We start from the raw sequence: 22,853 nt of genomic DNA on the forward strand, positions 1-22,853 counted from the left end.
CATGAAAATCGGCTTTATCGGTCTGGGCAATATGGGGGCGCCGATGGCGGCCAACCTGGCCAAGGCAGGTCACGAGGTGACCGGGTTCGACATGGCGCCGGTCGAGGTGGCGGGTGTGACCCGCGCGGCCAGCGCGTCCGAGGCCGCGCGCGGCGCCGATGTGGTGGTGACCATGTTGCCCAACGGCCAGATCCTGCGCGCCGTTGCGGCCGAGGTGATCCCGGCGATGACGGCGGGCGCGGCGCTGGTCGATTGCTCGACGGTCGACGTGGACAGCGCCCGCGCGGTCGCGGCGGATGCCGAGGCGGCCGGACTGCTGGCGGTCGACGCGCCGGTCTCGGGCGGCATTGGTGGCGCGGCGGCGGGTACGCTGACCTTCATGGCGGGCGGCTCGGAGGCGGCGTTCGACAAGGCCAAGCCTCTGTTCGACATCATGGGACAGAAGGCCGTGCATTGCGGCGTTGCAGGCGCCGGACAGGCCGCCAAGATCTGCAACAACATGATCCTGGGCGTCACCATGATCGCCACTTGCGAAGCCTTTGCGCTGGCCGACAAGCTGGGGCTGGACCGGCAGAAGATGTTCGACGTGGTTTCGACCTCGTCGGGTTATAGCTGGACGATGAACGCCTATTGCCCGGCGCCGGGAGTGGGGCCGCTATCGCCCGCCGACAACGACTACAAGCCCGGTTTCGCCGCCGAACTGATGCTCAAGGATCTGCGGCTGAGCCAGCAGGCCGCCGGCAGCGCCGATGCGGATACGCCGATGGGTCAGCTGGCCGAGGCGCTATACGCCCGGTTCGTCGAGGAAGAGGATGGCAAGGGTATGGATTTCAGCGCCATGCTGCCCCGGTTCGAAAAACGCGGGCGTGGCTGAGGGGCGCTGCCCCTCTTGGCCTGCGGCCAATTCACCCCGGAGTATTTCGGACCAGAAAGAAGCCAGACCCGTCGGTGTCTGCACCGGCGGGTTCTCGCGTATCGGCTGGCGGCGGGCTGGCATAGTCACCATCTTGGATCCAGAACAGGCAGGATTGCCGTCGCAACGGAAAGGGAAGCGCATGAAACGAATGACATCCGTGATGCTGATCGTGGGCCTGACCCTGTCGGCGGCACCGGTTCTGGCCGGGAACGGCAATGGTCAGGGCAAAGGCAAGGGCAGCCAGACTGGCGGGAACAAGGTCAAGGTGATCCAGCCCACCAATCCGAGCGCCTCGGTGCATTGTCCGCCGGGCCTGGCAAAGAAGGCGGTGCCTTGTGTGCCGCCGGGACAGGTGAAGGCGCGCTATGGCATCGGCGACCTTATTTCGCGCGACTATTTCCGCATCGACGACCCCTATCGCTATGGTCTGAAGCAGAATGGCTATTACGTGCGGGCGGGCGACTATGTCTATCAGGTCGATCGCGACACTCACAAGGTGCTGAACCTGATCGGGGCTGTGGCAGACATCCTGAACTGACCTTTAAGAGCGAACATAATTCCGGCCCGTATCCGGGTCGGGACGATAATCCCAGGCGGTGCCGTTGCGCTGCATGGCGGCGTTGACCACCTGTTTGAGCGGCAGCCGCTCCCAGACCTCGCGCGCGATCCGCTCCAGATCGAAATTGCCGCCGGTGATCACCCGGTCGAGCCGCGCCTCGGTTTCGGCAAGGTCCCGCTCTCCGGCGCGGTTGTTCCATTCGCCCGGGTCCTCGGCCAGATTGTAGAGCTGCGGCGCCGAACCGTGGCAGTAGTGATATTTCCAGTCCCCCAGCCGCACCATGAAACTGGGCCGCATGATGCCCTCGCCATGGTATTCCGAGACGATGGGCACGGTGTCCAGCTCCTGCCCCAGCACCGCGCCCAGCAGGGATCGCCCCTCGAGCGGCGCGACCGGTGTCTGACCGGCCAACTCGATCAGCGTGGCCGGCAGGTCCAGCAGCGACACCGGCGTGTCGATCCGGCCGGGCGTGGCGCCGGGCAGGTCGATGATCAGCGGGATGCGTGCCGACCATTCGTAAAGGCTGCGCTTCTGGATCAGCCCCTTTTCACCGAGCATCTCGCCATGATCCGAAGTGACGATGATCACCGTCTCGTCGCGCTGACCGGTCTCGTCGAGCACCTCGAGCAACGCACCGATCTTGTCGTCGACATAATGGGCCAGCGCCGCAAAGCCGCGCCGCATGGCGATCAGGTTCCGGGGGTCGCGAATCTCGTGGCCGCGCTGATGCAGGCCGTGCCAGCGCCGCAGCGCGTGATCGAACTCGGAATAGCGCGCGTCCATGTCACCCGGATAGTCCGGCAGCGGGATATCGGCGTCCTTGTACATCTCCCAATAGGCGCGCGGCACCACATAGGGCGGATGCGGGTTGGTAAAGGAGACGGTGAGCATCCAGGGACTGTCCGGGGCGTGGCGCAGGTATTCCAGCGCCCGAAACTGGGTCTCCTCGTCGTATTGCAGCTCTTTCGACCAGCCGGGCCCGATATTCTCGGCCAGGTATTGCGGCGTGAAATCAAAGGCCTGGAACGAGGAGTCCCCTTCGGGCGGCAGCGGATAGGACCACAGGAACCCCGAAGGGTAGATATCGGGGTTCAGACGCCGCTGAAACCCGTGCAACTGGTCGGCGCCGATGAAATGCATCTTGCCCGACAGCACCGTTTCATAGCCCGCATTGGTCAGGTAATGGGCAAAGGTGGGAAGGAAACTGTGATAGGGGTCGCCATTGTCGTAACAGCCCGTGGTCGAGGTATAGAGCCCGGTCATGAAACAGGATCGGGCCGGCACACAGATCGGGCTGGGCGTATAGGCATTGGTGAACTGCACCGCGCGGTCGGCCAGCCGGCTCAGATGACGGGTGCGCGCACCGGTGCCGCCGCAGGCCTCGAGCATGAAGGGCGTCATCTGATCGGCCATGACCAGCAGGATGTTGGGCCGTTTCCGCGTTGCCATCAGGCGTCCTTTCAACTCGGGAGCGATCGCACACAGCATGGACCGCCAAAGGGGGCGGTGTCAGCAAGGAAATTGACGTACCGCCCCCGAGCTTACCAGGGGTTTTTCGGTCCCCGATCCTTGGACAGGCTGTCCTGCCGGTCGCTCACCAGCGCCTCGATTGCATCGGCCAGATGGATGCGGTCGATATTGTAGTCACCGCGCGCCACCCGGATCCGGTGCGCGCGGATCAGCACATCGGCATGGGTGCAACCCACCGGCGGCTCGAACCGGTAGCTGGCCAGTTCGATCAGGAGGCCCAGCGGATCCTTGAAATAGATCGAATCCATGAACCCCCGGTCGCGCGGGCCGGAATGCTCGATGCCGCGTTCGTCCAGACGTTCGACCGCCTGCCAGAAGGTCGCCTGTGACACGTTGAAGGCGATGTGATGCACGCAACCCGGATCGGTGGGCGTGCGGTCGGGCGTGCCCTTGCGCGTCTCGTTGGTAAAGACAGTGATCAACCGCCCGTCGCCCGGATCGAAATAGACATGGCCTTCGTCCGGGTTGTCGAGATTGGGCTGGTCAAAGACAAAGGGCATGCCCAGCACCCCCTCCCAGAAATCTATCGTGCTCTGCCGGTCGGCACCGGTCAGGGTGATGTGGTGCACGCCCTGGGTCTGCAACTTGCGCATGGCTTTCCTCCTCTGATCCCCGCTCAGATCATAGCGCAAAGGCGCCGTGTCTCAATCTCCGGGCGTTGCAGTCCCCCAGAGCACCTGTACAGCGTGCCGGGTGGCGTCATCGGCGGGAAAGAACATCTCGATCCTGAGTTCGGACATGGCAATATCTCCGGTGGCGCCGAACTGGGTGATCGTGGTGAAGAAGGAGAGCACCGCCTCGCCCAGACGGTAGCGGGCCGGGATCACAACGGGCATCGGATCGCCTGCGGTGCCGGGCTGGGTCGCGACCCTGTCCGCCAGCCGCGCCACTGCCCGTTCCAGCACCGGGTCGTGGCCAAAATGCGCCAGCTCGGTGCGCAGACGCGTCAGGCTGAGCCGTTCGACCTCGGCCCGGTTTTCCAGTGCCGCCGCCAGGGCGGGATTGTCCAGCAACGCGTCGATCAGGCTGTCGCTCGCGCCCAGCCCGGTGGCCGCGAACATTGCCTGGGCGGGTTTGTTCATCGCCTTGAGGCACCAGTGCCGATCCACTGCCATCGCCGGATAAGGCGCATGACGGCTGAGCATCCAGTCCACCGCCTGGATCAGGGGCGCCATTTCGGGCGCATCGCCTGCCCGACTGTGATAGGCGGGCGCCAGCCCCGCCGAGGTCAGCCAGCGGTTGCGGGCGCTGCCGGGCACCTCCAGCTCGTCACAGAGGCGCAGCACCATCCCCCGACTGGGCCGGGCGCGGCCGGTTTCGAGAAACGAGACATGGCGCGGTGAGACACCTGCCGACAGGCCCAGTTCCATCTGGCTCATCCGGCGCAGCTGGCGCCATTCCCGCAGCACATCTCCGAATGAATCCGACATCCCTGCCCTCCGCTTGTCCCAGCATAGGGGATCGGGCGCGGATTTCACTTACCCCTCAGGTAATTGTTTTGCGACGCCGGTCGGACGCAATGTGCGGGCGTGATACAGACTGGAGATCGTGATGAACCTGCTTTCCCTTGCCGCCCTCGCCGGGGCGACTGCCCTTATCCTGTTTGGCATTGCCGTGCTGAAACCACTTGACCGGCCCCTGCCCGGCCTGTGGCGGCTACCGGCGGTCGTGTCCGCCGCCTTTCTGGTCTACTCGCTCTGGACCGTCGCCTCTGAAGGCCCTTTGGGGTTCTGGGATAACCACGTGCAGAACCTGTGGGGACTGCAGGTTTGGCTTGACCTGCTGATCGCCGTCGGCATCGGATTTGCCCTGCTTGCGCGCGAGGCAAGAGCGCTGGGGATGACCCCAGCGCCCTGGTTGGTGTTGACGCTCTGCACTGGCTGTATCGGGCTTTGCGCCTTTGCGGCGCGGGTTCTGTACCTGCGCGAAAGGCAGGCCCGGATGCACCCCGTCTGAGCCTGTCAGGACCGGCGGCGGTTATTCCGCCGCCACCCGCTCAGAGTTCAGCATCGGTTTCAGGTAGCGCCCGGTATGGCTGCGCTCGGCATTGGCCACGTCCTCGGGCGTGCCCTCGGCCACGATCATGCCACCGCCATCGCCGCCCTCGGGGCCGATGTCGATGATCCAGTCGGCGGTTTTGACCACGTCCAGATTGTGTTCGATCACCACCACCGTGTTGCCCTGTTCGACCAGTTCATGCAGCACTTCGAGCAGTTTGCGCACATCCTCGAAATGCAGGCCCGTGGTGGGTTCGTCGAGGATATAGAGCGTACGACCCGTCGAGCGGCGGCTGAGTTCCTTGCTAAGCTTCACCCGCTGCGCCTCGCCACCCGAGAGGGTCGTGGCCTGCTGTCCGACCTTGATGTAACCCAGACCAACGCGGGAGAGCGCGTCCATCTTCTCGCGGATCGACGGCACCGCCTTGAAGAACTCCTGCGCATCTTCCACAGTCATATCAAGCACATCGGCGATACTCTTACCCTTAAACTTCACCTCCAGCGTCTCGCGGTTATAGCGCGCGCCCTTGCAGGTTTCGCAGGTGACATAGACATCGGGCAGGAAATGCATCTCGATCTTGATGACACCGTCACCCTGGCAGGCCTCGCACCGGCCGCCCTTGACGTTGAAGCTGAACCGCCCCGGCTTGTAGCCGCGCGCTTTGGCCTCGGGCAGGCCCGCGAACCAGTCGCGGATCGGCGTGAAGGCGCCGGTATAGGTGGCGGGGTTTGACCGCGGGGTGCGCCCGATGGGGCGCTGGTCGATGTCGATCACCTTGTCGAGGAATTCGAGCCCCTTGATGGTCTCGCAGGGCGCGGGCGTCTGGCGGGCACCGTTCAGGCGCATGGAGGCGGTCTTGAACAGGGTCTCGATGGTCAGCGTCGACTTGCCCCCGCCCGACACGCCGGTGACGCAGACGAACTTGCCCAGCGGGAAATCGGCGGTGACCTCGCGCAGGTTGTTGCCGGTGGCCTTGACCACGGTCAGCTTCTTACCATTGCCCGGGCGGCGCTCGGCCGGGACCGATATCTCGCGGCTGCCCGACAAGTATTGCCCGGTGACCGAGGCCGCATCGGCGGCGATCTGGACGGGCGTGCCGTGGCTGACCACCTGCCCACCATGCACACCCGCACCGGGGCCGATGTCGAACACGTAATCCGCCTCGCGGATCGCCTCTTCGTCGTGTTCCACCACGATCACCGTATTGCCCTGATCCCGCAGGTTCTTGAGCGTGGTCAGCAGCCGGTCATTGTCGCGCTGGTGCAAGCCGATGGACGGCTCGTCGAGAACATAGAGCACGCCGGTGAGGCCCGAGCCGATCTGGCTGGCCAATCGGATGCGCTGACTTTCGCCCCCCGACAGGGTGCCACTTGAACGCGACAGCGTAAGATATTCCAAACCCACGTTATTCAGGAAACCCAGCCGCTCGCGGATTTCCTTGAGGATGGCGCGTGCGATCTCGTTCTTTTGCGCGCTCAGCGCGGCGGGTGCGGTGTCGATCCAGGCATAGGCCTCCTTGATCGACATCTGCACCACCTCACCCACATGCAGGCCCGCGATCTTGACCGCCAGCGCCTCGGGTTTCAGCCGGAAGCCGCCGCAGGCACCGCAGGGGCGGTTGTTCTGGTACTGCTCGAATTCCTCGCGGATCCAGTTGCTGTCGGTCTCGCGATAGCGGCGCTCCATGTTGGGAATGACGCCTTCGAAACTGCGGGTGACCTGATAGACGCGGCCGCCCTCGTCATAACGGAACTGGATTTCCTCGTCGCCCGAGCCACGCAAAAACACCTGCTGCACCTTTTCGGGCAGATCCTTCCAAGGGGTGTTCTTGTCGAACTGGTAATGGCGGGCGATGGCCTCGATGGTTTGCAGGAAATAAGGCGACTTGCCCTTGCGCCAGGGCGCCAGCGCACCGTCATAGACCTTGAGGCTCTGATCGGGCACCACGAGGCGTTCGTCAAAGAACAGCTCGACCCCCAGACCGTCGCATTTCGGGCAGGCACCATAAGGCGCGTTGAACGAGAACAGGCGGGGTTCGATCTCGGGGATGGTAAAGCCTGAGACCGGACAGGCGAAATTCTCGGAAAAGGTGATGCGCTCAGGCTCGCCCTCACTGGGTGCGGTTTCCAGGATGGCAATGCCCGAGGCGAGGTCGAGCGCGGTGCGCAGGCTGTCGGCCAGCCGGGTTTCCAACCCTTCGCGCACCACGATGCGGTCGACCACCACGTCGATATCGTGGCGGAATTTCTTGTCCAGCGTCGGCGGCTCGTCCAGCTCGTAGAACTGACCATCTACCTTGACCCGCTGAAAGCCCTGCTTGCGCAGCTCCAGGAATTCCTTGCGGTATTCGCCCTTGCGATCGCGCACGATGGGGGCCAGCAGATAGCCGCGCGTGCCCTCCTCCATCGCCATGATGCGATCAACCATGTCCTGCACCTGCTGCGCCTCGATGGGCAGGCCGGTGGCCGGGCTATAGGGCGTGCCCGCGCGCGCGAACAACAGACGCATATAGTCGTAGATCTCGGTCACCGTACCGACGGTCGACCGCGGGTTCTTGCTGGTGGTCTTTTGCTCAATGGAAATCGCCGGGGACAGACCGCTGATATGGTCCACATCCGGCTTTTCCATCATGTCCAGGAACTGGCGCGCATAGGCCGACAGGCTTTCGACATAGCGCCGCTGCCCTTCGGCATAGATCGTGTCAAAGGCCAGGCTCGACTTGCCCGAACCGGAAAGGCCGGTGATCACCACCAGCTGATCGCGCGGAATATCCACGTCGATCCCCTTGAGATTATGCTCGCGCGCGCCGCGTACCTCGATGAACTTCTGCTCAGCCATGAACTGCCCTCGGACCCAATGCCACAGAGATAGGCGAAGCGCCGTGAGTCTCCAACCCGATTAACAGAACGTAAAGGGAACAAATGTAAGATGCAAAGGTTTTGACATTGCATTCAATTGATTGAATGTTAAATTGGCGAAAACCCGCAATCACTCGGACAGATTCCAGATGTTCTTTTTCCGCAAACCCGCCCAGCCCGGCCTTAGCGTCAGCGAGGCGGTCGAGGCGGCCAGCCGCGGTGACCTGCTGCTGATCGACGTGCGCGAAACGGGCGAGCTGGCCGCCACCGGAAAGGCCGCCGGTGCTCTGCATATTCCGCTTATGCAGTTGAGCGCGCGTGCCGATCGCCGCCACCCGGAATTCGAACCGCGGCTGGAGGGCGCAGAGCGTATCGCGGTTTATTGCGCCTCGGGTGGGCGCTCCGCCCGGGCGCGCAAACTGTTGTTGTCTCTGGGATTTACCGAGGTGCACAACTTGGGAGGCTTGGCGCACTGGGCTCGCGCTGGCGGCCGGATAGAACGAGTCTGATCGGATCGGCAGGCCCGCTCCCCGAAAATCGGACTCTGCGAGATGCCTCTGGTTGAACCTGACGCACCCTCGCTGCTCCATGTCTCCCTCGGTTCTGGGCTGTCAGATCATTGCCTACCTCAAAACCACGATCACGAAACAAAAAAACCTCTCCCAGGTGACTGGGAGAGGGTCAATTTCGTTTCACAAATTATCGATCTTACATGTGAATGACGCGACCGTATGCGTCGAGAACGCTTTCGTGCATCATCTCGCTCAGCGTCGGGTGCGGGAAGACCGTGTGCATCAGGTCCTCCTCGGTGGTCTCCAGCTGTCGGCCCACAACATAGCCCTGGATCATCTCGGTCACCTCGGCGCCGACCATATGGGCCCCCAACAGCTCGCCGGTCTTGGCGTCGAAGATGGTCTTGACCATGCCTTCGGCCTCACCCAGGGCAATCGCCTTGCCATTGCCGATGAAGGGGAAGCGGCCGACCTTGATGTCGTATCCCAGCTCCTTGGCCTTGGCCTCGGTATAGCCGACCGATGCCACCTGCGGGTGGCAATAGGTGCAGCCCGCGATGCTTTCGGGTTTGACCGGGTGGGCGTGCTTGCCCGCAATCAGTTCGGCCACCATGACGCCCTCGTGAGACGCCTTGTGCGCCAGCCAGGGTGCGCCGGCGATATCGCCGATGGCATAAAGCCCCTCGACCCCGGTGCGGCAATAGGCGTCGGTCACCACATGGGTGCGGTCGATCTTGACCCCCAGCGCTTCGAGCCCGAGGTTTTCCACGTTACCGACGATGCCCACGGCAGAAATCACGGTGTCGAACTCCATCTTCTCGACCTTGCCGCCAGTCTCGATATGGGCGGTCACCTTGCCCTTGGTGCGGTCGAGCTGCTTGACCATGGATTTCTCCATGATCTTCATCCCTTGCTTGACAAAGCTCTTCTTGGCAAAGGCGCTGATTTCGGCGTCTTCCACCGGCAGAACACGGTCCATCACCTCGACCACGGTCGTGTCGGCGCCCAGCGTGTTGTAGAAGCTGGCGAATTCGATGCCGATGGCGCCCGAGCCGATCACCAGCAGTTTCTTGGGCATCCGCACCGGTTGCAGCGCGTGCTTGTAGGTCCAGACCAGATCGCCGTCCGCCTCGAGCCCCGGCAACTCGCGTGCGCGGGCGCCGGTGGCCAGAACGATGTTCTTGGCGGTCAGATCCTGCGCGCCCTTGTCGGTCTTGACCGACACCTTGCCCTTGGCCGGGATCGTAGCCTCGCCCATCACCACGTCGATCTTGTTCTTCTTCATCAGGTGGCCGATGCCGCCCGAAAGCTGCTTGGCCACCCCGCGCGAGCGTTTCACCACCGCGTCGAGGTCATAGCCGATATTGTCGGCCTTCAGCCCGAACTCCTTCGCGCGCTCCATGAGATGGAACACTTCGGACGAGCGCAGCAGCGCCTTGGTCGGGATACAGCCCCAGTTGAGGCAGATGCCGCCCAGATGCTCGCGCTCGACCACACAGGTCTTGAGCCCCAGCTGCGCTGCACGGATGGCGGCCACATAGCCCCCCGGCCCGGCACCGATTACGATCACGTCATAGGATTTTTCAGCCATGTTCTTCCCTCGGCCAGACCCGCTCTGAAAACTAGTTTACCATTAAACTAATTTTTTGCACACATCAACAGTCCTCCTCCGCGACAAATGTGACGCAGGGACAGCGGCGATACACCCGCCATGCCAGCCTATACCGGCACCGGTCTTTGCGCTAGAACCGAGGGCAGGACCGGCGATGTGGAGAGCGGACGTGAAGAAAACCCTCAAGGACCTGTTTCTGGCATTTCTGAATGCAACGCTGATCCTGGTGGCGCTTTGCCTGTTCCTGGGCTGGCGGATGATGGCGACCGTGGACACGGTGAGTGAGCGCGTTTCCGCCGGGATCGCCGAGCTGGCACCGCTGCGGGATGAGGTCGCCGGGGTCCGGGCCGAGCTTTCCGGCCTCCGCGCCGATCTGGGCGCCGCACAGGGCACCGAGGCGGCAGAGCGGCTTAAAAACCGCCTCGATGGGCTGGAAACACGCCTGGAGGGGATGCAGGCGCGGATGACCAATCTGGCCACCCTGCCCGATCAATTGCTGGATCGCGCCTTTGAAACCGCCGCCGACCGTCTGGTGCGCGGCCTCTCGGAACTTCGCGGCTGTCAGCCGGCGTCGGACGGCGCCTGAACCTAGCTCGCCTTGCGCTGCAACTGCTGCACCGTGGCGCCATATCCGCCATGCGAGACATAGTCGGCCTCGCTCTGGGTGCTGGCCCGGTCAAGCGCCTGATTGCGATAGGGGAAACGTCCGAACTTGCGGATCACCTCGCGATGGGCGCGTGCATGCAACAGGTTCGATGCACCTGATTCGGGCATCCGCTGGCACATCAGCCGCACACAGCGTTCCTGATCGCACAGGTTTTCGGAATGCATCATCGGCAGGTAGAAGAATTGCCGCGCCGGTTCGTCGATCTTCAGATCCCAGCTCTTGTCCACCGCACATTTGGCCGCCATCAATGCCGCCCGGTCGGTTGCAAAGGCCTGTCCCGATCCACGGAACATGTTGCGGGGGAACTGATCGGTGAGGATGATATAGGCCAGAACCCCGCTGGGATAGGTGAGCCACAGCGAGAACCTGCCCTCTGCCGCTGCGTCCCACGTGGTCTGGAACTTGTCCCGGATCCGGGCGTCAAGCGCCTCGTCCTGAATATACCATCCAGCCGGACCCACCTCGTCCAGCCAGAATTTCAATACGTCTTCGGGGCCGACCATCGGTCTGTCTCCACTCTCCTTTGTCCCCAGGTTAATGGGGATTAAACGCTTTTTTAAAATTCTGTAACAGTAACGATTTGCAACAATGCGTCACGAAGCAAGGGGAAAAATCGCCTATTTCTCCTCTTCCCCGCCCTGATCGGCCTCGAATGCCACTTCTTGCGCCATCTCGATCGCCACTGGCGAGGCGGTTGGATACATGTACGCCATCGAACTGGTCTCCTCGACCGGGGTCGAGGGTCGCTGAGTCGCGCGATAAGCGGCATATGCGGCTGTGGCGAACATCAGCGCCGCGATGAAGAAGAAAAAGCCCGGCGGACCGAACACCCCGTCCGACATCAACCAGCCGGTGGTGACCGGACCGGCGATGGCGCCCAGACCGTTGATGAACACCAGCCCGCCCGAGGCCGCCGGCATATCGTCATAGTCGAGATAGTCGTTGGTATAGGCGATCAGCAGAGAATAAAGCGGGTTGGACAGCCCACCGATGATCAGCGCCGCCAGCAGCAGGAACTCGAACCGCCCCCCCATCACCGCGCCCAGCATGGCGCCACCGCCCCCGACCAGCGCCACAAACAGGATCAGCACCCTCCGGTCCATCCGGTCCGACAGCCAGCCCAGCGGGTACTGCACCACCAGTGCGCCCACGTAAAAGGTGGCGACAAAGATTGACAGTTGCGACAGCGTCAGCCCCACATTGGCGGCATAGACCGCGCTCATCCCGAATTGGGCCGAGAACACGCCCCCCAGCAGGAACATGCCGACACAGCCCAGCGGAGAGGTCTGCATCAGTGCCTTCAGGCTCATCGGTTTGGTGCTGTCAAAGGCCGGCGTCGGCGAGATCGACAGCAGGATCGGTCCAAACGAGATCGAAACCACGATCGAGGCGATGATGAATGCCTCGTAACCGCCCGGGTCACCCACCTGGATCAGCCCCTGGGCCACGATGATGCCGGTCATCTGCACGATCATGTAGAGCGACAGCGCCTTGCCCCGGTTGGTGTTGTCGGCGGCATTGTTCAGCCAGCTTTCGGCCGTGACATAAACGCCCGAAAAACAGAACCCGATGATCACCCGCCCCAGCATCCAGACATAGGTATTGGCAAAGGCGGGATAGAGGATCATCACCGCCGAGATGAACGAGGCCAGCGCCGCGAACACCCGCACATGCCCGACCCGGCGGATCATCTCGGGCGCCATGCGCGAGCCGCCCAGGAAACCGACGAAATAGGCCGACATCACCAGCGACATCTCGAAGGTGGAAAACCCCTCGATCTCGCCCCGCACACCCAAGAGGGTACCCTGCAGACCGTTGCCTACCATCAACAGGCCAATGCCCAAAAGCAGCGCCCATGCGCTGGAAAGAACCTGAAGCATCGTGATTGCCTTTGTGCGGTTGCGGGCTCTCGGCCCAAAGTATCAAGGGTCGAACCTCTGCTTGTCCATGACAAACGGGTCCGGGTCTCATCCGTTATCGCCTAGCCCGGCAGCAAAAGCGACGCATCCCCATAAGAGAAGAACCGATAGCGATGTGCCACCGCATGGGCATAGATTTCGCGTATGCGATCCTGCCCCATCAGGGCCGAGACCAGCATCAGCAGCGTCGATTTGGGCAGGTGAAAATTGGTCATCAGCCCGTCGGCGACGCGGAACGCAAAGCCGGGATAGATAAAGATATCGGTCTCGCCCTCCCAGGGCGCGATCCGGCCGCCGCGCGCGGCGCTTTCGATCAGGCGCAGCGCGGTGGTGCCAACCGGAATCACCCGCCCGCCCGCCGCCTTGGTGGCGGCGATCTCGGCCGCGGCCTCGGCACTGACCCGGCCCCATTCGGCATGCATCTTGTGGGTGGTCACGTCCTCGACCTTGACCGGCAGGAAGGTACCCGCGCCCACATGCAGGGTAACGTGAGTAAAGGTGACGCCGCGCGCGGCCAGCGCCGCCAGCAGCGCCTCGTCGAAATGCAACGAGGCGGTGGGCGCTGCCACCGCGCCGGAATGGCGGGCCCAGACGGTCTGGTAATCGGTCTTGTCCTGCTCGTCGGCAGGGCGTTTTGCGGCGATATAGGGCGGCAACGGCATCGCACCCGCCTGGGCCAGCGCGGCGTCGAAATCGGGGCCGGTCAGGTTGAACCGCAGATGCGCCTGCCCGTCCTTGATCACTTCAACATCCGCCGACAGCTCGCTGGAAAAGCTGATGGTTTCCCCCTCACGCAACTTGCGCAGAGGTTTCGCCAACGCGCTCCAGCCACCATCGGCGCGCGGTTCCAGCAAGGTCACCTCGATCCGGGCCGTGACCGGCCCTTGCGCGCTCTGGCGCTGGCGGGTGCCGCTCAGCCGTGCGGGGATCACCCGCGTGTCATTGAGCACCAGCCGGTCGCCCGGACGCAGCCAGTCGGGCAGATCGCGCACCACCGCATCGGTGATCGCAGCGCCCCGCGCCACCAGCAGGCGCGCAGAGGATCGCGGCTGGGCGGGCCGCGTGGCAATCAGGTCGTCGGGCAGGTCGAAATCGAAATCGCTGAGCTTCATGGCCCGCGCCTATAGAGCGCGCCACGTGCTTTGACCACAGGCAATTCGTCTGTCATGCCGACGACCGCTCTAGCGATCGCCGCCGTGCGACGGCGCGGGTCGCGGCGCCGGGGCGGGTTGCGGCGCGGGGGCGGGCGTGCCCGCAGGGGCGGTGGGCGCGGGGGCGGCATTTTCCTCGGGCACCGCCGGCAGGCTGGGCGCGGGCGCGCGGATCATGTCGCGCAGAAAGCCGGGCGTCAGCCCCGAGAGCGGATTGACAAAGACCTGAGGCCGCTGCATCGGCCCGGTCAGGGTATAGTTGAACCCGATCAGCCCCTCTCCCTTGCGGGTCAGCACGCTGCCGATCGCATTGAGCAGATAGATGGGCGAGACCACGCCGCGCAGGTCCAGAACCCGGTTTTCCGTATCCACGGTCCCGTTGATCGACACCCCGATTGACGGGCCGACGGCGCTGCCTTCGAGAATCGTCAGCGTTCTGGGCGTCAGCCGCATCTTGCCGTCAATTTCGCCAAACAGGATGCCCTGCCCCGACATTTCGTCAAGCAACCCCACCAGCGACACCGCGTTCAAGAGCGCGGCCATGGCGGGGGCGTCGCGCACCCGCGTGTTGCGCACCCTGAGTTGCGCGTCGTAATTGCCTTCGCCCCCGACCGGCTCCAGCGCCAGTTGAAAGCTGCCGCCATGCGCCTGGTCGAGGATCCCGGCAGCGCGAAACACCGCGCCCGCATCCTCGGCCTGAAGGAACACCGCGCTGCGGGCACCGCGCCCGATCATCTGCCCCGTGATCGGCACCTGCCCGTTCAGCGCCCCGGTGAACCGACCGTTCAGCCCGCCGCCGGTAGAGAAACTGCCGCGCATACCGGTCAGCGTCATGCTGTCGGAGACCTGCAACCGGTCGAGAACGAGATTCACCGCCGGTGCCGCGCCGCCGCCGGCACCACCCGACGATCCGCTGCCGAACCGGGCGCGGCGCAGGTCCAGCGTGCCACCCTGCACCGAGATGTCGGGTGCTGCCCCGGAACCGCGACCGATGAGTTCGACCGGCACAGCCAACCAGTCGCCAAGCTCGAAAGAGGTAAAACGGGCGCGCTCGAAACTGCGGTCGGGCTTGAACTCGACGCTGCCCCGCATGCGCAAGCCGGCGGCCTCTAGCTCGATCGCTTCGACCTGTCCGCCCTGCCCGAGCGTCGCGACCAGCGCCATCCGGCCCGTGCTGCCGGGAGGTTTCGACCAGCCCAGTTCCGGCAGTGACAGGCGCACCCCCGCCAGGTCCGACTGCGCCTCAAGCCGCAGCGGCTCGCCGCCGCCGATGCCAAGGTTGAACTGCGCCTCGCCAGCCCCTGCCACCATGCCATCGGGCAGGCCCAGCCGTTGCTCGCGCACCAGATCGGGGGTCAGCGCAATGCGTCCGGTCAGGTTGCTGCGCTGGCCCTGCCCCAACGGCTGCTGCCAGCGCATCGACACCGGGACCGTACCGAAAAGACCCGACCCCTGAAGCGCGATTCTGGTCTGGTCCCCTGTCAGTTCCAGCCGGGGCGCCGAAACGGGCGTGCCGGGCACCAGAACCTCGCTCGCCACGTCCTCGAGCACACCGGCAAGGTGAAACTCCATATCGGCGATCGTGACCCTGTCCTTGAGCGGCAGCGCCAAAGTTCCCGACAGGCGCGTGTGCCCCTGCGCCAGATCGACGGGCAGATTGGCCTTGTCGAGGATGCTGAGCGGCGGCTCGTTCAACAGCGACAGTGCGGCCGTGACCGGCCCGCTCGCCGTGATCCGGGCAATGCCCGGCGCCGATTTGCGAATGCCGATATCAGGAATGATGAACGAGGTGCCGGTGGCGTCGATCTCGCCCCCCTCGGCGGTCACCACCACGCCCGCATCGGCGGTCACCGCGAAACGGCCACCCAGCAGGCTGGCCTGACCCCGCGCCCGGGTCAACGGCGGCAGCGTCTTGGCATAGCGGATCTGCGCTTCGGCAAAGTCGAAATCGGCGTAGAGGTCAGGCGGCGCCCCGGGCCGGAGCCTGAGCGCGAGGTCGAGATCGCTCAGCTGCGCCTCGACCAGGTTATCGGACACCCATTCGCGCGGTTTCGGCGCAACGGTTTCCGGCCAATAGGACAGGACCTGCGCCGGGGTGATCGCGTCCAGTTGCGCGTCGAGCGCCAGTTGCCAGCCCTCGGGCGCGGCCCCCAGATCTCCGTCCAGCCGCAGGGTCCGGCCATCGTCGATCACATCCATTCGCCCGATCCGCAGGCGGAACGGGTTGAGGGTCATCTGGAAATCGACCTCGGCCCGGTCGACTGTCAGCGGTTCGGGATAGACCCCGGCGGGATTGACCCGCAGACCATGCAGGCCGAACTGTCCCACCAGCCGGTCGAGCCGCCCATGCTCCACCCCATCGAGATAAGCGACCCCATCCGCCTGGGCCGCGCCCCAGGCGCTGTCCACCGCCACCTCGGCAAAGCTCAGCCGCTGATCGGCCGGGTCATAGGTGAAATAGGTGCGCGCCGAGGCGAAGGGAATCGGCCGAGTGTTCGGGTTGGGTTGCAGCGCCCCGCGCCCGATCTGGAGCGTGGCCGAAATCGGCGTCAGCGCACCCGCCGCGTCGAAGCCACCGCGCAAGGCGCCCGAGATCGGCGCGTCCAGCACCTGCAACCAGGCCAGCGCGGGCGCCTGGGCCGCGATATCGGCGGCGGCCAGATCCTCGATCGAAACACCGAAACTGGCCGAGGGTTCACCCAGCGTGCTGGTATAGTTGGCCTCGAACCGGCTGGCATAGTCGCGCCCGCTGAGCAGCGAGAACTCGGTGGCGATGCGCAGGTCGCCGCCACCTCGGGTAACCAGAACCTGGCCGCCATCCAGCGTCCAGCCGCGCCCCTGGCGCAAGTCTTCGTAGTCGAGCGACACTGCCGTCAGCTCAACCGAGCTGAGCGCGTCAAGCTGCGGGAGCAGGAACACGGCATCGAAGGATTCCAGCAATTGCCCGAATGTCGGCGCCTGTCCCACCGAACCGCCACCCTGCCCGCCCAGCGACAGCGAGAACTGTCCCTGGGCATCGCGCCGCAGCGCGGCCGAGGCGCCATTCAGCACGATCCGCTTGGGCTGGACCTGACCGCGCAACAAGGGCCGCATCGCCAGACTGGCCTCGGCATCCGCAAGCCGGGCGATCACCCGGCCACCCGCATCGGAAAGTTCGAGATCGCGCAGGCGCAGACGCGGACGCCAGCCTTTGTTGATCACGAAGTAGACGCCGCCAAACCGGATGCTGACCCCGTCCAGCGCCTGGGTCAGCCGCGTCTCGACCCGCGCTTGCAGCCAGGGTGGCGCCTGAAGGGTCTGGCCCAACAGCATCAACCCGGAAAAGACCGCCAGAAACACCAGCAGCACGGTGCCGCGCATCGCCCACAGCAACGTCACCCGACGCCGGCTGCGGCGTGGTTTTCCGGGTTTGTCCCCGCCCGAGGTCTTGTCGATGTCTTCCAACTTCTCCGCCGCGACCTATTATGCGCGTAACCTAGTCATGAAACCCAGCCGGAGTGCCCAGATGCCCGACGTCACAGATATTGCCCCCGAATTCACGCTTCCCCGCGATGGCGGCGGCGCGATCAGCCTGTCCGACCTGCGCGGTCGCGCGGTTGTTCTGTTCTTCTATCCCCGCGATGATACTCCGGGCTGCACCAAGGAATCCATCGGCTTTTCCGAGAATTTGCAGGCCTTTGCCGATGCCGGTGCTCAGGTGTTGGGCATTTCGCGCGATACGGTGGCCAAACATGACAAATTCGTCGCCAAGCACGGGCTGACCACGCCGCTGCTGTCCGATGCCGAAAGCGATGTTTGCGAGCGCTACGGCGTTTGGGTGGAAAAGAACATGTATGGCAAGAAATCCATGGGGATCGAACGGTCGACCTTTCTGATCGACGCCGAGGGCCGGATCGCGCGCGTCTGGCGCAAGGTCAAGGTTGCCGGTCATGTGGACGAGGTGCTGGACGCGGTGCGCGCCCTGTGAGCCTGACCCTGACCGAAATGGCCGTCGAGGTGCTGACCACCGCCGACGGACGCGCCAAGACCGAGCTGTCGCGCCGCCACGCGAGCGCCTGGTTTGCCGCCCGTAAGGGTGAAGCCGACCCGATCGCGGTGGGCACTGCGCACCCGCCGCTGCATCCCGCCCGGCCCGAGCGGCCCGAACTGCTCAGCCCCCGCGACGTGCCCCGCAGGCGTCCGGGGTCCGAGGCCGGGCGCATCGCACTGTTGCATGCGGTCGCGCATATCGAACTGAACGCGGTCGATCTGCACTGGGACATCATCGCGCGCTTCGGCCATGTACCGATGCCGGTTGGGTTCTACGACGACTGGGTGAAATGCGCGGACGAGGAATCCAAGCATTTCAATATGGTCTGCGATGTTCTTGAGAATATCGGCAGCCATTATGGCGCCCTTCCGGCCCATGCCGGCATGTGGCGCGCCGCCGAGGATACCGCCGAGGATCTGATGGGCCGGCTGGCGGTGGTGCCCATGGTGCTCGAAGCGCGCGGGCTGGATGTGACGCCGGGGATGATCGACATTTTCCGCAAGGCCGGGCTGACGCAGGCGGTCGCCGCGCTCGAGGTGATCTATGCCGAGGAAGTGGGTCATGTGGCCTATGGCTCGAAATGGTTCCACTTCCTGTGCGGGCGCGAGAATACCGATCCCAAGGACGCGTTCCACGCGCTTGTCCGGCGCTATTTCCACGGCGCGCTGAAGCCCCCCTTCAACGAGGAAAAACGCGCCGAGGCGGGACTCCCGCCCGATTTCTACTGGCCGCTGGCCGAGGAAACACCCCAGCGCGAACGGGGTATCTAGCCGGATTACCCCATGCAAACGCATGGTTTCGGCGGTTTTTCGCCGAAACCGGACCGCGATGGGCGCGCTTTCCCCTCATCTGGTAAAGAAACTTGCCCGATCGGCACCACGCCGGTATTCACACGGGCTATGGCCCCGACACCACTCACTCATTTGCCGGGGCTCGCTTAGGGGCAACAAGGGATGGGCGCGTGCGAACACGTCTGGCGATCAAAATCCACTCGTTTCTGGAAAAAAGATTTCCTGAACGCCGTGTCTTTCTGAAATCCGACACCGACACACGGTTCATAAGGCTCCGGCCTGAAACTCAGTTGATCGCCTTTGGCGGCGCAACGCTGCTGGTGGCCTGGACGATTGTCGCCACCGCGATCCTGCTGATGGACAGTATCGGCGCGGGAAATTTCCGCGAACAAGCCAAGCGCGACCAGGCTACGTATCAGGAGCGCCTGAACGAGCTGTCGCGCGAACGTGACGCCCGCGCCGAGGAGGCAGTCGCCGCACAACAACGGTTCAACGCGGCGCTGACCCAGATTTCGGCGATGCAGACAGAGCTGCTCGCCTCGGAGAACCGTCGGCGCGAGTTGGAAACCGGTGTCGAAGTGATCCAGACCACACTGCGCTCGACGATGAAACAACGCGAGGTCGCGCGGGCAGAGTTGAAGCGGCTGCACGCAAACACCGAAGGGTCAGCCGCCGTGCAGCAGGTGGCCGCCGAAGTGCCCGCGCAGATGGATTTCATGGCCGCCGCACTGGAACGCACCGCCGAAGAACGCGACAGGATTCGCGCCGACGCGCAGTCGGCGCTTGATGCGCGTGCCGAGCTGGAGCTTGAAATCAAGTTGATGGAAGAGCGCAACGACCAGATCTTCCGCCAGCTTGAAGAGGCAATGACGATTTCGCTGGAGCCGCTGGACAAGATGTTCCGCAGCGCCGGCATGCCCACCGACCGCATTATCGAAGAAGTGCGGCGCGGCTATAGCGGCCAGGGCGGGCCGCTTACCCCTTTGTCCTTCAGCACGCGCGGTGAGGAACCCTCAGCCGACGAACTTCGCGCGAATGAACTGCTTCAGCAGATGGATCAGCTGAACCTTTACCGGATCGCAGCCGAGCAGGCGCCCTTTGCGTCGCCGGTCCGCGCCGCGGTGCGTTTTACCAGCGGTTACGGCTATCGGCGCGACCCCAAGACAGGCGGCAAACGCATGCATAACGGGTCGGATTTCGCGGGCAAGCACGGCACCGACATCCATGCGACCGCCGATGGCGTGGTCACCCATGCGGGCTGGCAGTCGGGGTTTGGCAAGCTGATCAAGATCCGCCACGCCTTCGGGATCGAGACCTATTACGCCCATAACTCGCAACTCCGTGTAAAGGTCGGCCAAAGGGTCTCGCGCGGGGATCATATTGCTGATATGGGTAGCACCGGTCGGTCCACCGGGACGCATCTGCACTACGAGGTGCATGTCAACGGAAGACCCGTTAACCCCATGACTTACATCAAGGCTTCACGCAATGTTTTCTAAGAGCAAAATCAACGAGCCCGCCCCCAAGGCCCCCGAGGCGGCCAAACCCGCTGCGCCTGTGGCTCCTGCCGCACCCGCTCCGAGCGATTACAAGGCAGCTGCGCCCAAGCCCAAGCCACCGGCCTCGATCCTCTCCTCGGATCTGCATATCACCGGCAATATCAAGACCTCTGGTGACATCCAGGTCGAAGGCTCGGTCGAGGGCGATATCCGCGCGCATCTGCTGACCATCGGTGAGACCGCCACCATCAAGGGGGAAGTGACCGCCGACGACGTGGTGATCAATGGCCGGATCGTGGGCCGGGTTCGGGGCCTCAAGGTGCGCCTGACCTCGACCGCACGGGTCGAAGGCGACATCATCCACAAGACCATCGCGATCGAGAGCGGTGCTCATTTCGAAGGTTCGGTACAGCGTCAGGACGATCCGCTGAACCCCGGTCGCGCAGCAAAGCCCGGCGCGAACCCGGCCGCAGCCGCCCCGGCGCACAAGCCCGAAGGTGCCTGAGGCCTCTCTCTTTCAGAACATACAAAGCGCCGCGGGCCTCCCGCGGCGCTTTTGATTTGGCGCAACGGTCGACCCGGGCAGCGCCAGATTTTTCGTCTAAAAATCTTGGCCCGCCCGGCCGCGCCGGATCGGCTCAATCCGCGCCCAGCATCCATTCGCCCTGGGGCCAGAACGCGTGAAAGGCAAAGGCGAACATCACGTCATGAGGCAGATCGCTCCCCCGCCCGTCGCGCACCCTGATCGACCCCACATCACGCCCCTTACCGATCTGGGACGTATCAAGGGCCGACGCCTGCCCCGCGCGCCATTCAAAGCGTATCCCCGCCTCCTCCAGCACCCCGGCCTCGGCCAGCCGTGTCAGCGGCCAAGCCCGTTCACCTACCCGAACCACCCGCGCCAATGCCGGGATGCCATGCGGCGGTGCCTTGCCATCATAGAGAAAGGGGCGCAGGGCACTGTCATAGCTCACATAGGGGTTACGGCCATAGGCGCGGCGAAACGCCGGCTCGGCCATCACCAGACCGTCTGGATAACGGGCGCGGAACTGGTCCCAGCTTTCCATCCAGCTGGGCAACGTTTGCAGCTCGGTCCCCGTCAGCCTGCCCACGATGGCCAGCCCCTGCGCCTGTTGCCACCAGCTCTGGGTCTGGCGGTCATACATCACCATGTCCGAATTGCGCAGCTTGCCGGTCACCCCGAACTCCAGCACGCCCGCGGGGCTGCGCCGGTCGAAGGTCAGGCCAGAGTTGCACAGCGGGCAGAAGGTCACCGCCACGGGCACCGTGCCGATACGGTCATTGACGATCTCGTGCCACATCAGATAGCGCAGCGGATAGGCGCGCGGGGTCTCTCCGGGGAGCGCCACGGTGATCACCGGCTCGCGCCCTTCCAGATCCTCCGCCGCCGCAACGCTCAGAAAGGCGGGATCGCTCAGCGCCGGGATACCGTCCTTGGGCGGCCCACCCGACAGGATCTCGCCCCAATGGGCAACGCTGGTCTTGCCAAAATCGGTATCGGGCCATTCATGGCGCCAGACTTCGGGACCGGCCAGGGCGGGCAAAGCCAGCCAGATCGCAAGAAAGAGGGATAGAAGGCGCATGCCGGGGTCTCTCGGGTTTGCAATTCGACCCAAGGATCGCCGTCGGAACGGGATCGCGCCACCCCACACACGCAAACGTGAGACCGCCGGCGCCCCGATACCGGGCGCCGGCGGCATTGGATCAATCGGTGACGGTGACCGACTTCATCTGATCGGGCTGGCCGATCACCGAGCCGTTGGGACCGGTGCCGCGCTTGATCGCGTCAACCACGTCCATGCCACCGGTCACCTTCCCCACCACCGTATATTGGCCGTCCAGGAACGGGCCCGGGGCGAACATGATGAAGAACTGGCTGTTGGCGCTGTTGGGGTCCTGCGCGCGGGCCATGCCCACCACACCGCGTTCATAGGTGATATCCGAAAACTCGGCCGGCAGGTCGGGCCGGTCGGACCCGCCCCGCCCGGCAAGGCGCATGTCGCCGCCCATGCGGCCATATTGCACATCGCCGGTCTGGGCCATGAACCCATCGATCACCCGGTGAAACACCACCCCGTCATAGGCGCCCGAAGCCGCCAGCGCGGTGATCTGTTCCACATGTTTGGGGGCCACATCCTCGAGCAGGTCGATGGTGACGGTGCCATTGGCCTCGCCCGCCACCTCGATCTTGAGGCCGGTCGCGCCCGCCGGAACGGCGAACAGCGCCAGAAGGGCCGCAAGCTTATACATCTGCGGCCACCTTGACGCTGATCATGCGATCAGGATTCGCGGGCGGCTCGCCGCGGGTGATCGCATCCACATGTTCCATCCCCGAGATCACCCGGCCATAAACGGTGTACTGGCCGTTCAGGAAATGGTTGTCCTTGAAGTTGATGAAGAACTGGCTGTTGGCCGAGTTCGGATTGGCCGAGCGCGCAGCACCCAGGGTGCCCCGGTCATGCGGCAGTTTCGAGAATTCGGCCGGCAGATCAGGCAGCGAGGAACCACCGGTGCCCGCGCGACGGATGTTGAACCCGTCTTCCATGTCGCCGTTGGCCACATCGCCGGTCTGCGCCATGAAGCCGTCGATCACCCGGTGAAAGCAGACATTGTCATACTCGCCGGCGCGCGCCAGCTCCTTCATCCGCTCGGAATGCTTGGGCGCCACGTCGGGCAGCAGCTCGATGACGACATTGCCGTCCTTCAGCTCGACGATAATCGTGTTTTCGGGATCCTTGATTTCGGCCATCGGGCCCTCCTGTCACTGTGTTTGCCGGGAACCTAACCATC

At 64.2% G+C, this 22,853-nt stretch carries 21 protein-coding genes; 9 read left to right on the forward strand and 12 right to left on the reverse strand.

All coding sequences use genetic code 11. The features are described 5' to 3' along the window. The first annotated feature begins 1 nt into the window (after position 1). Together mmsB and MB818_RS03410 are read left to right on the forward strand one after the other, a co-directional pair. On the forward strand, positions 2 to 874 hold the full coding sequence (mmsB, locus tag MB818_RS03405) for a 3-hydroxyisobutyrate dehydrogenase (RefSeq protein WP_238903957.1): 873 nt from the start codon (positions 2 to 4) through the stop codon (positions 872 to 874). A 190-nt stretch (positions 875 to 1,064) separates the two neighbouring features. Then, a complete protein-coding gene (locus MB818_RS03410) occupies positions 1,065 to 1,454 on the forward strand; it encodes a hypothetical protein (protein ID WP_234217347.1) in 390 nt (129 codons plus the stop codon). Positions 1,455 to 1,457: 3 nt separating this feature from the next. On the opposite strand, the gene MB818_RS03415 is transcribed toward MB818_RS03410, so the two are convergent. The 3 genes from MB818_RS03415 to MB818_RS03425 form a co-directional block, all read right to left on the reverse strand. Beyond that, the gene (locus tag MB818_RS03415; RefSeq protein WP_234175562.1) at positions 1,458 to 2,924 is read right to left on the reverse strand and encodes a sulfatase-like hydrolase/transferase; all 1,467 of its coding nucleotides are present in this window, start codon (positions 2,922 to 2,924) and stop codon (positions 1,458 to 1,460) included. Between the two features lie 92 nt (positions 2,925 to 3,016). Beyond that, positions 3,017 to 3,598: a VOC family protein gene (locus tag MB818_RS03420; RefSeq protein WP_234136937.1), complete on the reverse strand. Its 582-nt coding sequence runs from the start codon at positions 3,596 to 3,598 to the stop codon at positions 3,017 to 3,019. 51 nt (positions 3,599 to 3,649) lie between these two features. Next, positions 3,650 to 4,435, reverse strand: a complete 786-nt coding sequence (locus MB818_RS03425) for a helix-turn-helix transcriptional regulator (RefSeq protein ID WP_234217346.1) — start codon at positions 4,433 to 4,435, stop codon at positions 3,650 to 3,652. A 121-nt stretch (positions 4,436 to 4,556) separates the two neighbouring features. Between MB818_RS03425 and MB818_RS03430 the strand changes: the two genes are divergently transcribed. Further along, entirely contained in the window at positions 4,557 to 4,961 is a 405-nt protein-coding gene (locus tag MB818_RS03430) for a hypothetical protein (RefSeq protein WP_234217345.1), read from the forward strand. Between the two features lie 21 nt (positions 4,962 to 4,982). Here the strand turns inward: MB818_RS03430 and uvrA are convergent, their stop codons facing one another. Next, a complete protein-coding gene (uvrA, locus tag MB818_RS03435) occupies positions 4,983 to 7,841 on the reverse strand; it encodes an excinuclease ABC subunit UvrA (protein ID WP_234217344.1) in 2,859 nt (952 codons plus the stop codon). Positions 7,842 to 8,010: 169 nt separating this feature from the next. Here uvrA and MB818_RS03440 point away from each other — a divergent pair, with 169 nt between their 5' ends. Then, positions 8,011 to 8,370, forward strand: coding sequence for a rhodanese-like domain-containing protein (locus tag MB818_RS03440; RefSeq protein ID WP_234136944.1), 360 nt, complete (start codon positions 8,011 to 8,013; stop codon positions 8,368 to 8,370). 199 nt (positions 8,371 to 8,569) lie between these two features. Here MB818_RS03440 and lpdA read toward each other — a convergent pair whose 3' ends face one another. Beyond that, positions 8,570 to 9,964, reverse strand: coding sequence for a dihydrolipoyl dehydrogenase (lpdA, locus tag MB818_RS03445; RefSeq protein WP_234166427.1), 1,395 nt, complete (start codon positions 9,962 to 9,964; stop codon positions 8,570 to 8,572). Between the two features lie 190 nt (positions 9,965 to 10,154). Between lpdA and MB818_RS03450 the strand changes: the two genes are divergently transcribed. Further along, entirely contained in the window at positions 10,155 to 10,571 is a 417-nt protein-coding gene (locus tag MB818_RS03450) for a hypothetical protein (protein ID WP_234168947.1), read from the forward strand. Between the two features lie 2 nt (positions 10,572 to 10,573). Here MB818_RS03450 and MB818_RS03455 read toward each other — a convergent pair whose 3' ends face one another. From MB818_RS03455 to MB818_RS22015, 4 genes are all read right to left on the reverse strand, one after another. After that, entirely contained in the window at positions 10,574 to 11,155 is a 582-nt protein-coding gene (locus MB818_RS03455; protein ID WP_234136947.1) for a DUF924 family protein, read from the reverse strand. 114 nt (positions 11,156 to 11,269) lie between these two features. Then, positions 11,270 to 12,532 (reverse strand): MFS transporter, encoded by a 1,263-nt coding sequence (locus tag MB818_RS03460; protein WP_234143953.1) that lies wholly within the window; start codon positions 12,530 to 12,532, stop codon positions 11,270 to 11,272. Positions 12,533 to 12,633: 101 nt separating this feature from the next. Continuing rightward, a complete protein-coding gene (gene queA / locus MB818_RS03465) occupies positions 12,634 to 13,683 on the reverse strand; it encodes a tRNA preQ1(34) S-adenosylmethionine ribosyltransferase-isomerase QueA (protein WP_234162640.1) in 1,050 nt (349 codons plus the stop codon). A gap of 69 nt (positions 13,684 to 13,752) precedes the next feature. Beyond that, on the reverse strand, positions 13,753 to 17,166 hold the full coding sequence (locus tag MB818_RS22015) for a YhdP family protein (RefSeq protein WP_304622092.1): 3,414 nt from the start codon (positions 17,164 to 17,166) through the stop codon (positions 13,753 to 13,755). A 61-nt stretch (positions 17,167 to 17,227) separates the two neighbouring features. Between MB818_RS22015 and MB818_RS03480 the strand changes: the two genes are divergently transcribed. From MB818_RS03480 to MB818_RS03495, 4 genes are all read left to right on the forward strand, one after another. Then, positions 17,228 to 17,689: a peroxiredoxin gene (locus MB818_RS03480; RefSeq protein ID WP_234136953.1), complete on the forward strand. Its 462-nt coding sequence runs from the start codon at positions 17,228 to 17,230 to the stop codon at positions 17,687 to 17,689. A gap of 17 nt (positions 17,690 to 17,706) precedes the next feature. After that, positions 17,707 to 18,522, forward strand: coding sequence for a ferritin-like domain-containing protein (locus tag MB818_RS03485; RefSeq protein WP_234137025.1), 816 nt, complete (start codon positions 17,707 to 17,709; stop codon positions 18,520 to 18,522). A 191-nt stretch (positions 18,523 to 18,713) separates the two neighbouring features. Then, a complete protein-coding gene (locus tag MB818_RS03490) occupies positions 18,714 to 20,042 on the forward strand; it encodes a DUF5930 domain-containing protein (protein ID WP_234136954.1) in 1,329 nt (442 codons plus the stop codon). Next, positions 20,032 to 20,547, forward strand: a complete 516-nt coding sequence (locus MB818_RS03495; RefSeq protein ID WP_234136955.1) for a bactofilin family protein — start codon at positions 20,032 to 20,034, stop codon at positions 20,545 to 20,547. Before MB818_RS03490 ends, MB818_RS03495 begins: the two co-directional genes overlap by 11 nt. A 133-nt stretch (positions 20,548 to 20,680) precedes the next feature. Here the strand turns inward: MB818_RS03495 and MB818_RS03500 are convergent, their stop codons facing one another. The 3 genes from MB818_RS03500 to MB818_RS03510 all read right to left on the reverse strand — a co-directional run bounded on the left by MB818_RS03500 (position 20,681) and on the right by MB818_RS03510 (position 22,812). Next, the gene (locus MB818_RS03500; protein WP_238903959.1) at positions 20,681 to 21,646 is read right to left on the reverse strand and encodes a DUF3179 domain-containing protein; all 966 of its coding nucleotides are present in this window, start codon (positions 21,644 to 21,646) and stop codon (positions 20,681 to 20,683) included. Positions 21,647 to 21,767: 121 nt separating this feature from the next. Beyond that, positions 21,768 to 22,313: a peptidylprolyl isomerase gene (locus tag MB818_RS03505; protein ID WP_011047955.1), complete on the reverse strand. Its 546-nt coding sequence runs from the start codon at positions 22,311 to 22,313 to the stop codon at positions 21,768 to 21,770. Next, positions 22,306 to 22,812 carry a peptidylprolyl isomerase gene (locus MB818_RS03510; RefSeq protein WP_234136959.1) on the reverse strand — a complete coding sequence of 169 codons (507 nt, stop codon included), beginning with the start codon at positions 22,810 to 22,812 and terminating at the stop codon, positions 22,306 to 22,308. The genes MB818_RS03505 and MB818_RS03510 overlap by 8 nt, the downstream gene beginning before the upstream one ends. Positions 22,813 to 22,853 lie beyond the last annotated feature (41 nt).

It is taken from the genome of Ruegeria alba, from assembly GCF_022321465.1.
Classification (GTDB): domain Bacteria; phylum Pseudomonadota; class Alphaproteobacteria; order Rhodobacterales; family Rhodobacteraceae; genus Ruegeria_B; species Ruegeria_B alba.